Raw genomic sequence first — 12,019 nt, 5'->3', positions numbered from 1 at the left:
GGTGGATCACTCGAGGGGGTGGGCGCGTTCTGGGCGAAGTACGTGCCTGCAGGGCCAGCGCAGGAGGTTTTGCGTGGCGGCAAATTCAAGTGGGTGGATACGGGGTATGATTGGGGGATCAACAGTCGGCGGTAATTGCTAACTGCTAACTGCTAACTGCCAACTGCTAACTCCCTAGGAAGCAGGGAGGAGGGTATCAGGGGGCAGGAAGCAGGCGCGTTTTGCGTTTACTGCCTCCTGCTTCCTGAAAACCTCCCTACTGCTTCCTAAGGAGTTCTCACTCCTCGATCGCCAGTTCGGCGCCAGTTACCGCCGTACCGCCGTATCCCCCAACACGCTCCGATTGTTGCCGTACGGCGCGAACCCTACCCCCCAATCCACGCCGATCACTTCGATCCACACGCGCGCGCCGTCGACGTGCACCACGGTGTAGTGGTAAGGATTATCGCCCGCCCTGGCCCCCGGTCGCACCACGTGCGAGACCCGTGCGGAATCCAGTCCCGATGCCCGTACGTAGGCACGCAAGTCCGGCTCGCCTTGATACGTGTACAACGGCGCGCCGCCGCCGCCGCTCACGATATGGTCGATGCGCCGCGGCTGTCCCGTGGCATCGCGATAGCGCTCCACGAAATGTTCATACAAGTGCTCGTGGCCGGTGAACAGCAGCTCCACATTGTGCTTGCGAAACAACGGCATGTAGTGCGCCCGCACGGCCGCGGTCGGACGCTCGATGATCGATCCGCCGTGCGGCCCGGAGGAGTAGACCGGATGATGAAAGAAGGCGATCACGTGCGTGTACCGTTTGCGATCGAGTCCTTCCAGTTGACCGCGCACCCACGCGAGCTGCGTCGAGTCCTCCGCAATATTGGAGTCGAAGGCGATCACGAACGTGTTGCCGTATCCGAACGCATACGTGGGATACCCCGAGAGGCGACGGGTCGCGCCATCGGCGGGAATGAGCTGGCTGACGGCACGCAAGTAGTTCTGCAAGCCCACGAGACGGCCGGGCGCGTCGAGCTCCGCTGCTGACGTGACGTCATGATTGCCCGGCGCGAGATAATACGGCACGCCGCCCGTGGTGGTGAGTCTATTGATCAGCCCGATGAAGCTGACGTTCCACTGCTTTGGATCACGCCCATTCACGACCGCGTCACCGCTTTGCAGCACGAACCGAACCGGCTCCGGGCCATCCTCCATGTTCTTGATCGTCCGTAACATCGACTCGATCACCAGCGAATGCTCGTACTGCTCACTTACACCGTCACGTCGGCCGCGCGTGTCGCCGTATGCGATGAACGAAAAGCGAGAGACGCTTGCACTCGCGGACTCGGACGGTAACGGATTCCGCGGCTTCTGGATGGACCACACGGTGTCCTTCGCGCCAGCCGATGGCGTGACCTGCGCGGGCAATGAGCACGCGACCGAAGAAAGCACCGGCAATGCCAGCGCCGCGACGACCGAAACAACAGAGATCGAGCGGCAACGCAGAGATCGCATGCAGGTGCTCCGGGCAAAGGTGATGCGCAAAAGTTACCGTTCAGACCACTGCTTTGCGCTACCGCCGCGCCACGTTCGGGTCACCGCTACGCGTTGCCGCCACCTTCGGCGTGTACCACTCGTTCCGGATCCAGTCCACCACCATCTCGATCTCGCGCTGACTGAGGCTCTTCTCGGTGCCGTACGACGGCATGCGATCGTTGTCGCGTCCATAGAACCGCGGATGCGTCGGGTCGTTCACGAATGCGACTGTCCACTCGCGAGAACCCCACCCGGTGAGCTCAGGACCATCAGTGCCGAGCTCCTGAAACTTGTGGCACTCGGTGCATCCATTCTTCGTGTCCCGCATGAACTGAATGCCGAGCGCGATCTGCACGCTGTCCCGGCGATCCATCGTGGCCTGCGAGCTCAGCGCGGCCTGCGACGACAGCGCGAGCACCACGTTGCGGCGCGTGGCCTTCTGTTCGTCGGTCTCGGGAATGTGATCGTCGAGCCAGCCGACCATGTCACCTTCGGTATGCGCCGTGCCCCCCCAGTAGCGAGGCGTCAGAATCGTGTCGGCGTTGAGAAAGCCCTGCAGCCACTCGCGCGAGCCGAAGCCCTTCAGGTCGGACGCCGAGATGGAGTCCTTCGGCAACGCGTTACCCAGTCCATCGTGTCCATCGTAACGATGGCATGAGGCACAGTTCCGCGAGAAAATGCGCGGGCCTTGGGTGTACGGATCTTCGCGCATCAGCGTGAGCGCGCCCGTGATAGGCACGCCGGCATTGGCCAGTTCCACCGCGCGCGTCGCGTCGCGATTGGACACGGCCTTCGCTACCTGGTATTCGGGATCCTTGCGATCTTCGGCAAGGGCCTGCCACGTGAGCAGTGCGGCACCGGCGAGCATCGCGCCCATGAAACCGAGATTGAATCGGTGACCAAGCTTCCACCGTCCCAGAAAGGGCATGGCGAACAACACCAAGAGCCCCAGTGAAGGGAGCACGATGGCGCCGAGGATCTCGGTGTTGCCGGGGAAGTACTTCAGAAACTGGTACAGGAACAGGAAATACCACTCGGGGCGTGCCGCCGAGAACTGTTCGGCCGGATCGGCCGGCGCTCCTAGTGGCGCTCCGTGTTCGCGCACCACGAAGAACAGCACGACGACGAGCACGGCGAGACACGCCACCGCATCGCGCAGCACCTGTTCCGGCCAGAAGCCTTGGTCAGGGCCCTTGAGCGGCTTCTTTGGCGTGAGGCCGTGCTTGCGGAAGAGGTATACGTGCCCGACGATCAACAGTATGACCAAGCCCGGAATCACGCCCGCGTGCAGTGCAAAGAAGCGCGTGAGCGTGAGATGCCCGTAAGTCACGCCACCCACCACAACGGTCTGCAACGACTGTCCGATGCCCGGACTCATGCCCACGATGTTGGTGGTCACCGCTGTCGACCAGTAACCGTTCTGGTCCCATGGCAACAGATAGCCGGTGAGTGACAACGCCAGTACGAGCACGAGCAGCGCCACGCCGAACCAGTAGTTCACCTCGCGCGGTGCTTTGTAGGCACCGTCGATGATGACCTGCATGAGGTGCAGTATCAGCAGCACCGTCATGGCTTGAGCGACGAAGTGATGCAGACCACGCAGGAACCAGCCGCCCAACATTTGATGCTGGATGTAGTACACGCTTTCCCACGCCGTCTGCGAGCTCGGACTGTAGGACATCCACAGGAACACGCCCGTGATCACCTGCACCATGAAGAAGAAGGACAGCGTGCTTCCCCACACGTAGCGCCAGCGCGCACCACCGGGGACGTTCTCGAACAGCGTTTCGTGAAGCAGTCCCTTGTAGCCGGTGCGCGAATCAATCCAGGAGCCGATGGACGGACGTTCGGTATTCGGTCGCTCGGCCATCAGACGGGAATCTTGTCGGGGGAGCCTTTGCGGAAGTTCTGGAAGCGCACCCAGACTTCGCCGTCGCGAATCACGGCCTCGAGTTCATCCATGCCGCGCGGGCTCGGGCTCTTCGGGTCCGCGATCGCTCCGTCCAGCGTGAAGCTGCTGCGGTGACACGGGCAGAAATATCCGTGCGAAGTAGCGTTGTAGCCCACCGAGCACCCGAGATGCGGGCACACCGAGTTCAGCACGCGCACCGTGTTGTCGCCGGTTTTCTGTAGATAGACCGACCCCACCGGCACATTCTCGGTCTTGTTCCACGCATCCACTAAGGTGTCGAGCACCGGGAATTTGCGCGGCTCGCCGTTGCTGCCCAGTGAGGCGAGCGAAGCCACACGGACCAGACCGCGCGTATCGGACTTGCGCCGCAGCGGATCGAACAGCGTGAACAGGCCGGCCACGGGCGCTACCACGGAAATGAGGCCGCCCACGACAATCGCGGCGGCCTTGGATACGAAGTTGCGCCGGTCGGGCGCGGGCTTGGTGTCGGACATGTCAGCGTTGGTATCCCGGGAAGACAAAACGGCTTACACCGCACAGCGGACTCCACGACATAAGTGTACGCAGTGGACCAGCAGATTGTTGACGTGGGAGCGACCGCGACGCCGGAACATCATGAGCCGCGTGCGGTACGTCAGCGAACAGCCGGGCCCGCGCGTACTCTCAACACGGAATCGCACCAAAGCGTGCCCGATGCGCTCTTTTCACCTCTCTTCGTAATCCATCTCACATGCATCTGCGACTTCGGCAGTTTGGCGCCGCGTGCGTCTTGGCTCTGGCCATTTCGAGCGTGGCCCACGCCCAACAGGACGAGGAAAAAACGCCACTCGGCAAGAAGATGAGCGCCATGAATGCGGCCTTCAAAGCGGTAGGCCGTCAGGTCGAAGACGCCTCGCAAAACGCGAACACTCTCGAGCAGCTCACCATTATCGAGACCAATGCCAAGGCCGCGCTGACCATGGTGCCGGCGAAGAAGGAGAAGGTCCCGGCTGCCGAACAGACCAAGTTCCAGTCGGGCTATGAGGCGGGCATGAAGGAACTTCTCACCGCGGTCGACAAGCTCAAAGTTTCAATCAAGGCCGGCAAGAACGCCGACGCCGTGGCCACCTACGACGAGATCAAGGGGCTGCAGCGCGACGGGCACAAGGAATACCGCATCAAGAAGGCGGGTGCGCCTCCGGGCGGGAACTGAGTCTTACACGGCTCCGGTTCCGAGACATGAAAACGGCCTCGAATCACCAAGATTGGGGCCGTTTGGTCTTTCGGTTCGCAAGGCGAGATTCACCGTCAACGCCTCGGCTTTCCAACCGGGCGTTGGCGCGACGGCGCGGAGGGATGCGGTAGCCGCTTGAGATCATCTCGATCTTTCTTGCGACCACTCGCTTGCTTATTTGCGCGAAGCGCAGGGAGCCCGATGACTGGCAGCACGTCGCCGTTGATGTCCACGTGGATCGCCTGCACGAGTGCGTCCTCGAAGCTCGCGCCAGAGATGCTCGACAGTAAATCGATACGCGTCGGTGGCTCGCCAAACGCAGTTACCGTGTCCGGGGCCTCCAAAATGCGCCCGATCAAGTACAACCGGTGGCGCGCCGAACGCGCTTAAAGCGCTGGGCAGCCGCTTAACGTTGTCCGGCGCGCGTCGATAGAAAAATCGATATCCGTTGTCGCTCGCGCGTGACCGTAAATCCCAATGGCATACCCACCGACGAGCACGTAGTCCACGGCGTGAGCATTCAGGGCGTGGATGAAATCGAGAAAGTCGTCAGGGAACGCAGCGTGCCGAACGTCATTCCGTCGTCCCTCCCCGGCTGGTGTCATCGCGGTTCGTGGGACGAGCTATCAAGGGACGCGCGTTGCAGCGCCACGGTGAGCGCTGAAGCGCCCGACACGGCGGCCAGACGCGCCCCCGCTGTCGCTGGGGGGCGTGGGTCATCGTGCATCGCGAGCGTACTCTGCGAGCCAGTCCAGGTCTGGCGCCGAACTGCCGCACGCTCGGCCCGAGCGCGGTCCGCGTCGACTGGTGACGGTGCTCTTGCCACTGTCACCACCACGTGCATCAAGTGCAGGAGCCGCGAGGCCGTCTCAAGGGAGACGTGGGGTCTCTTCCCTTGCTCGAACTCACTGATGAGCCGAGGACTTACGCCGGCTTGTGCCGCGAGCGCGGCAATGGAGACTCGCTTCGCCCGTCGCGCATTACGGAGAGCGGCGGCGAGGGTGGCGACCAGCGAGGAATCGGCCCTCATAACTGAAAGATCGCCAAGGTGCATGGCGAAATCAATCCCTTTATGTAACTATCCTGATCGGCGTCTATCGACTGCCAAGGAGCCATAAACGGCTGCCCCGCGCGGGGACAGCCGTTTTGCACAGGCCTGCTTCACAACGACCAACATCAGAGCGGGAGACGGGACTCGAACCCGCGACCTTTTGCTTGGGAAGCAAATACTCTACCAACTGAGTTACTCCCGCAGTCACGGTCAACCCTCCGACCGCGCCACCAACAGAAGCTAGTGCGCCCAGGCGCACCGGGTAAAGGGCCCGCCAGCTATCCACTCAGGTCCTCTGCGCCTCGGCCCAACGGATTACGTTGCGAGTTCCCCCCACTGGAGTGCCCGTGCGTCTGGCCGATTTCATTGCAGCGAACCGCGAGCTCCTGCTTTCGGAATGGGAAGACTTTGCGAGCTCGCGTGACGGCGCGGAACACATGGATCGGGCCGCGCTCCGCGATCACGCGGGCAGCCTGCTGCGCGACATCTGCGCCGACCTGCGTACCCCGCAGTCGCCGGCCGAGGCGGAGGAGAAGTCGCACGGCAACAGTGATAGCCCCGACACGGCACCGGACTCCGCGGCGCAGGCCCACGGTGAGGAGCGTGCCCATAGCGGGTTCTCGATCAGCGAGATGGTCTCCGAGTTCCGTGCCCTGCGCGCGAGCGTCCTGCGCCATTGGACGGCGCACAAAGGCACGCTCAGCGGCACCGACTTGGTGGATCTCATGCGCTTCAACGAGTCCATCGATCAGACGCTCAGCGAGTCGATCACGCGGTTTACCGTCAGCATCGACGAGTCGAAGGACCTGTTCCTGGCGATTCTCAGCCACGATCTGCGCGCACCGCTACAAACCGTGCTCATGGTCAATGAACATCTGGCTTCGGCGCCCTCCGGCGACAGCACGCAGGCCGTGTTGGTGTCCCGGGCCACTCGCAGCGTGACCCGTATGATCGAACTCGTCGACGACCTGCTCGACTTCACACGCAGTCGCATGGGGGCGGGACTGAGCGTTATACTCGCACTGACCGATCTATCGACCGTGGTACGCCACGCCGTGGAAGAAGTCGAGGCGGCCCACCCGATGTGGGCGTTCGAAACACATATCGAGCCGGAATTGCAGGCGTCGGTAGACGCGGCGCGCATTCGGCAGGTGCTCGCCAATCTGCTCAACAACGCCGTGCATCATGGGGATTCTTCGCTACCAGTTACCGTCCATCTGCGCGGCACCGATTGCGACGTCGTGATCGAGGTGAACAATTTCGGTCCGGTAATTCCGGCCACCGATATCGGCGGCCTGTTCAGCCCGTTCAAACGCGTCCTGACCGACGCGCCGCCGGCCTCCGCCGATCACCATCTCGGTCTGGGCTTGTACATCACCGATCGCATCGTCGCCGCCCATCACGGCCACATCGAGGTCACATCATCGAAGGATGACGGTACGAAATTCCGCGTGACGGTGCCGAGGTAGGGCCGCGAGGTGGGCTCGACGGCGCACCGCCGCGCGCTATCGCGACCGCAGCCGGCTGAACACGTCGCCGTGAATCGCGAACGACAGCACCACGATAACGTTACCGCAACGAAGACCCAGCGCTGAGCGATCGTAAAACACCCTCAGCTCGGCTGACACCCCCCAATAAGCGGCCGCCCATCTTCAGCCCGGTGAACGCGCCGATGGTGGGGGCATCATGTACGGCCGCGGAACTCAGCGGCGGCACCTGAATCACGCGCACACCGCCGTAGCGAACCACCGGTGCACACTCGCGTCCCGACGTGATCAGCGTGACTTCCCCGTGCATATGCTGCACGAAGTCCAGCAAGGCGGCCCCGACCATGATGGCGGTGGCGTGTGTGTCGCGGTTGGTGGGACCGTCCAGACGGCGCTTGTACCACACAATGACACCGCTGAAGGCGTTGACCCGCAGGCCGATGTCGGAGCGCTCGTCGAGACCCACCCGTTGCTCAACATCCAGACTGGGCAAGGCTACGCTCTCCGAACGCGACTTGCTCGAGTCGTTCGACCACTCGGCGCCCCGCGGCACGACCGCCAGCATGATGGTACGCTGCCCCCCGCCTCAAGCCATCGACAGCGCCGTGGTGGACACGGCATACGGCGTACAAGCCCCGGCCAGGGCTACCAGCGGGAGCGCAACGGCCACATATCGACGACGCATGAATTCTCCGAGAAGGTGTGACCGCAGGATCGTGCGGCGGCACCGCGCCCGACATGCGTCACGTGACGTACTCCCGCGTGCGGCATCACGGTTGCAGAATCCCCGGCGTGCGGGACGTCGAGCCCGGTGGCGGCTAAATTGTCCCGATGACCCTGCCACACCTTCTCGTTGTCGACGCGCAATCCTTGGCCGGCCGCGCCGCCCATGTGGCAGCGGGCGATGTCACCAACGGTGTACGCCTGTGGTGCCAGATGGCCCGCGGCGCGGCAATGGACATCGCCGCCACGCACGTCGTGGCCGCTTGGGACCACGACGGGCCGACCTTCCGGCATGCGCTGTTCCCTACGTACAAGCACCGCCGCACCGGTTCCATGCGCGCCCGCATCACACCGATCCGCGAAGGGGTGGAGGCCACCGGCATCGCCAGCGTGAGTGTGGCGTCGTTCGAAGGCGACGACAGTGTGGCCTCGTTGATGGCGCGTTTCCGCACGGAGGCGCGCGTGACGGTGCTGTCGAACGATTCCGACTTGTTGCAGTTCGTGTCGGAGGGGGTGGATGTGGCCACCTACGTGGGTGTGGGCAAAGGTCCGAATGGCGCGCGCATCAAGCCTTGGAGCGCGGCCGACGTGTTGGCGAAGTTCGGCGTGCTGCCCCCTGACCTGCCGGCCTTCAAGGCGCTCTGTGGCGAAGAGGGCGACGACATTCCGGGTGTGAAAAGCGTGGGGAAAGGCACGGCGGTCAAGCTACTGCGGCGTTGGCAGAGCATCGAAAAGGCCCTCGAGGCCAGCGAGTACGTGAGCCATCGCGACGACACCGCGAAACTGGCGGGACAGCACGAGCATGTGCGACTGATGCTGCAGCTCACCACGATCCGGGAGGACGTGCCGCTGCCCGCCATGGATCTCTCGCGCTGCGCGCTGAGCACGATCGCCTGGCCCGGAGGATCACAGGCCAGAGCCGGGGTACCGGCGAACGCTGCGGGCGGTGTCGTGTCGCGGAGCGCGGCCGGACCCGGACTCGACGACGTGCCGTTCCCCGAGGACTGACGGTGCTTTCGGCTTCCCTGCTCTGCCGTGCCACGGCCCTCTTGGCCGTTCTGGCCATCGCCGCCCCGGCCAACCCCTTCGCGGCCCGCGATCGTCGTGTGGTGGACCTCGTGGAGGCTGGCCAAGCCCGCAGCGAGGGTGAGCACGGATACGCCGCCCACGACGACAGCAGCGGCACCGCCAACGGCCAGTCGTTCCGGCAGGCGCGCGGCTGGATCCGCTATGCACTCGCCACCTTCGACGACACCGAGGTCACCATCGCCTGCACGTTTCTCGGCACCTCGTCCGGAAACTACGATCTCGTGGTGGAAGACAGTCTCATCGCGTCCAAACGCTTTGACGCCACGGCGAACGTACCGACCGTCGTCGAGATCGTGGTGCCGTTCGCCGTGACGAAGGGCAAGACCAGCATCGCCGTCATGCTTCGCGCACGCGGCGAATCCACGCCACGCCTGCACGAGCTCCGCACGATTCAGGACCACAACGAAGTCGCGCCCCTCGCCGTCGTTCAACAGCAACTGAACCTGATGTTCTCTCCCTCTGGAGTTGTCCGATGAAGCCGATGTCCGCCATCCTGTGTAGCGCCGTGTTGCTCGCCGGCAGCCAGCTTGCCGCCCAAACAACCGGGGTCAAGGCACCCGCGGCCAAGGCGCAGGGCGCACAAATGCTCACGCGCCCGGAGCGCACCGACTACGCCGAGACCAGTCGGTACGACGAGGTCATCGCGTACATGAAACAGATGGCGGCGGTGAACCCGAACATCCATCTCACGACCTATGGCTATACCACGGAGGGTCGGCCGCTGCCGCTCGCCGTGATCGGTGCTCCCGGCGCAAGCGCGGAACAGGTGCTCGCGACGAACAAGACCCGCGTGTACATCCAAGGCAACATCCACGCCGGTGAGGTCGAGGGCAAAGAAGCGCTGCTCTGGTTGTTGCGTTCGATCGCCAAGGGAGAGCGCAACGCGTGGTTCAAGACCACCGTGCTGCTGATCAATCCGATCTACAACGCCGACGGCAATGAACGCGTGGCAGTCACCAACCGCGGCTCGCAGGCGGGGCCCGTGGGGGGTATGGGCACGCGCGAAAACGCGCTGGGCCTCGATCTCAATCGCGACGGCACCAAGATGGAAACCGCCGAAGCGCGATCGATGGCGTCATTGCTCACGCGCTATCAACCGCATGTGGCGATGGATCTGCACACCACCGACGGCAGCTCCACCAGCGGCTTCAACATGACGTACGAAACGTCGCTCAATCCGAACAATTCCAAGGCCCAAATGAGTCTGTTGCGCGACGTGCTGTTGCCGGAGATCACGAAGAACGTGAAGGCGAAGCACGGCTCCGACTGGTTCTACTACGGCGGCGTGTCGGGCAGCGGTGATCAACGCGCGTGGCGGTCCGACGCCGAGCTGGCCAAACCGCGCTATACCTCGACCTACTACGGCGTGCGCAACATTCTGGGCCTGCTCACCGAGACCTATTCGTACGCGTCGTTCAAGACGCGCATTACGGAGACGTACTGGTTCCTCGAGGAGTCGCTGGGTTACGTGGCATCGCACGGCGAAACGGTGCGCGACGTGGTGGCGAAGGCCAATGCCGAATCGATCATCGGAGAGCAGCTCGCCGTGCGCCAGCAGTTGGTGAAGGCGCCGGCGCTCCAGAAAATCGTATTCGCGCCCACGATCTCCGTGCGCAATCCCTACGTGGCTGATCGTCCGTTTCGTCTGCGCCCCGATGGATTGGGCAACAGCAACGTGACCAGCGAGATGCTGCCGTTCTTCGGCACCACCGAACCCACTGAGACGTCGCTGGCTCCGCGAGCGTGGGTGATCCCCACGACGCCGACAGCGGCCGCTGCCCTGATACCGGCGCCCGGCGCGTTCGGCGGTGGTCGAGGTGGTGCTGCGGGCACGCCAACGCAGCGCATGATGGCCTCCGTGATCGATCGCCTCGAAGCCCACGGTATTCGCTACAGCATCACGGCAGCCGACCAGCCGTTCAGCGGTGATCGCTTCAAGATCGCGACGAACACGTTGGACGCGCGCGAATATCAGGGCACGCACAAAGCGCGCACGCTCACCGGCGCCTGGGAAGCCACCGAGCAGACGTTACCGGCGGGCTCGCTGGTGATCCCGATGGATCAGCCGTTGGCGCGACTCACGTTCATCCTCATGGACCCCCGCTCGGACGACGGCTTCATGTGGTGGAACATTCTCGACGCCGTGTTGGGCCTGTCCCCGGCGCCGATCTATTACCCGGTGCTCCGCTCGATGAGCGCGGTGAAGTAGCAATACGCGTGCACGCGTCGCGGCGCTCAGCCCTCGACCCAGTCAGCCGCGAGACGCCGCGACGCCAACCAGAGCAACAGCGACGCCAGCAGGTAGAATCCGGCGCCGTAGTACAGCGCGTAGCGCATCGATTCGGCGCCGTATAGCGGGGCGAGCAGGTCGGAGATGTAGCCGAAGATCCACAGCCCCACCGCGATGCCGAGCAGGTTGTTGATGAGCAGGAAGAGCGAGCTGGTGATGGTTCGCATGTTGGCCGGCGCAAGGTGTTGTACCGCGCCGAGCACCGGGCCGAGCCACGCGAGATTGAGCCCGGTCGGAACGAGGAAGAGCAGGAAGGCCCATACCAGCGACGTCGTGTTCATCGCCGCGTAGAAGAATGGCAACGCCACCAGAAAACAGATCGCGGGTGTGAGGGCGTAGGCGGCGCGGTTCTTCTTTCCATAGCGGTCGGCCAACGCCCCACCCAGCCACATGCCGGCTACTCCACCCAGCAGATTGATGGCGCTGTAAAACCACGATGTCTCGACCAGCGTGAGTCCGAGGCTCCGGATGAAGAAGCTTGGCAGCCAGAACGCCACGCCGTAGCCGCACACCGACGAACTCGCGGCGCCCAGCGCCAGCAACCAGAACGCGGGTTTCGGCAGCACGGTGGCGACCACCTGAGCGAACGATGGAGCAGCGGTCGGCGCGGCAGCGGTCGAGGCAGCGGTCGAGGCAGCGGTCGAGGCAGCGGTTGAGGCGGCGGTTGAGGCGGCGGTTGAGGCGGCGGTTGAGGCGGCGGTTGAGGCGGCGGTTGAGGCGGCGGTTGAGGCGGCGG

At 63.8% G+C, this 12,019-nt stretch carries 11 protein-coding genes and 1 tRNA gene; 5 read left to right on the top strand and 7 right to left on the bottom strand.

Annotated elements, in window-relative coordinates; genetic code table 11:
* Positions 1–306 precede the first annotated feature (306 nt).
* From ACESNG_RS10430 to ACESNG_RS10420, 3 genes are read right to left on the bottom strand one after another with little or no spacing between them, the layout of a single operon-like run.
* Positions 307–1,497, bottom strand: coding sequence for a metallophosphoesterase (locus ACESNG_RS10430; protein WP_373060630.1), 1,191 nt, complete (start codon positions 1,495–1,497; stop codon positions 307–309).
* A 58-nt stretch (positions 1,498–1,555) separates the two neighbouring features.
* Complete coding sequence (locus ACESNG_RS10425; protein WP_373060629.1) at positions 1,556–3,388, bottom strand: cytochrome b N-terminal domain-containing protein; 1,833 nt, start codon at positions 3,386–3,388, stop codon at positions 1,556–1,558.
* Positions 3,388–3,924 (bottom strand): ubiquinol-cytochrome c reductase iron-sulfur subunit, encoded by a 537-nt coding sequence (locus ACESNG_RS10420; RefSeq protein WP_373060628.1) that lies wholly within the window; start codon positions 3,922–3,924, stop codon positions 3,388–3,390. The genes ACESNG_RS10425 and ACESNG_RS10420 overlap by 1 nt, the downstream gene beginning before the upstream one ends.
* Positions 3,925–4,160: 236 nt before the next feature.
* On the opposite strand from ACESNG_RS10420, the gene ACESNG_RS10415 reads away from it, so the two are divergent.
* Positions 4,161–4,622: a cytochrome b562 gene (locus ACESNG_RS10415; RefSeq protein ID WP_373060627.1), complete on the top strand. Its 462-nt coding sequence runs from the start codon at positions 4,161–4,163 to the stop codon at positions 4,620–4,622.
* A 622-nt stretch (positions 4,623–5,244) separates the two neighbouring features.
* On the opposite strand, the gene ACESNG_RS10410 is transcribed toward ACESNG_RS10415, so the two are convergent.
* Both ACESNG_RS10410 and ACESNG_RS10405 read right to left on the bottom strand, forming a co-directional pair.
* Positions 5,245–5,673, bottom strand: a complete 429-nt coding sequence (locus tag ACESNG_RS10410; protein WP_373068872.1) for a helix-turn-helix domain-containing protein — start codon at positions 5,671–5,673, stop codon at positions 5,245–5,247.
* A gap of 150 nt (positions 5,674–5,823) precedes the next feature.
* Positions 5,824–5,896 (bottom strand) — tRNA-Gly (locus tag ACESNG_RS10405).
* Between the two features lie 145 nt (positions 5,897–6,041).
* On the opposite strand from ACESNG_RS10405, the gene ACESNG_RS10400 reads away from it, so the two are divergent.
* On the top strand, positions 6,042–7,163 hold the full coding sequence (locus ACESNG_RS10400) for an ATP-binding protein (protein WP_373060625.1): 1,122 nt from the start codon (positions 6,042–6,044) through the stop codon (positions 7,161–7,163).
* A gap of 100 nt (positions 7,164–7,263) precedes the next feature.
* On the opposite strand, the gene ACESNG_RS10395 is transcribed toward ACESNG_RS10400, so the two are convergent.
* Positions 7,264–7,674: a hypothetical protein gene (locus ACESNG_RS10395; protein WP_373068870.1), complete on the bottom strand. Its 411-nt coding sequence runs from the start codon at positions 7,672–7,674 to the stop codon at positions 7,264–7,266.
* Positions 7,675–8,012: 338 nt separating this feature from the next.
* Between ACESNG_RS10395 and ACESNG_RS10390 the strand changes: the two genes are divergently transcribed.
* Genes ACESNG_RS10390 through ACESNG_RS10380 form a run of 3 tightly spaced genes read left to right on the top strand, consistent with a single transcriptional unit; the run spans position 8,013 to position 11,202 of the window.
* Positions 8,013–8,912 carry a 5'-3' exonuclease H3TH domain-containing protein gene (locus ACESNG_RS10390; protein ID WP_373060623.1) on the top strand — a complete coding sequence of 300 codons (900 nt, stop codon included), beginning with the start codon at positions 8,013–8,015 and terminating at the stop codon, positions 8,910–8,912.
* A gap of 2 nt (positions 8,913–8,914) precedes the next feature.
* Positions 8,915–9,469: a DUF6805 domain-containing protein gene (locus ACESNG_RS10385; RefSeq protein ID WP_373060622.1), complete on the top strand. Its 555-nt coding sequence runs from the start codon at positions 8,915–8,917 to the stop codon at positions 9,467–9,469.
* The gene (locus tag ACESNG_RS10380) at positions 9,466–11,202 is read left to right on the top strand and encodes a M14 family zinc carboxypeptidase (RefSeq protein ID WP_373068868.1); all 1,737 of its coding nucleotides are present in this window, start codon (positions 9,466–9,468) and stop codon (positions 11,200–11,202) included. Before ACESNG_RS10385 ends, ACESNG_RS10380 begins: the two co-directional genes overlap by 4 nt.
* Before the next feature lie 26 nt (positions 11,203–11,228).
* Here the strand turns inward: ACESNG_RS10380 and ACESNG_RS10375 are convergent.
* A partial coding sequence (locus ACESNG_RS10375; RefSeq protein WP_373068866.1) for an MFS transporter occupies positions 11,229–12,019 on the bottom strand: 791 nt, incomplete at its 5' end.

Origin of the sequence: Gemmatimonas sp., assembly GCF_041689975.1 — a bacterium.
GTDB lineage: Bacteria > Gemmatimonadota > Gemmatimonadetes > Gemmatimonadales > Gemmatimonadaceae > Gemmatimonas.
Note: the sequence above shows the minus strand (reverse complement) of the source record. Positions and strands in the feature narration are given on the sequence as shown.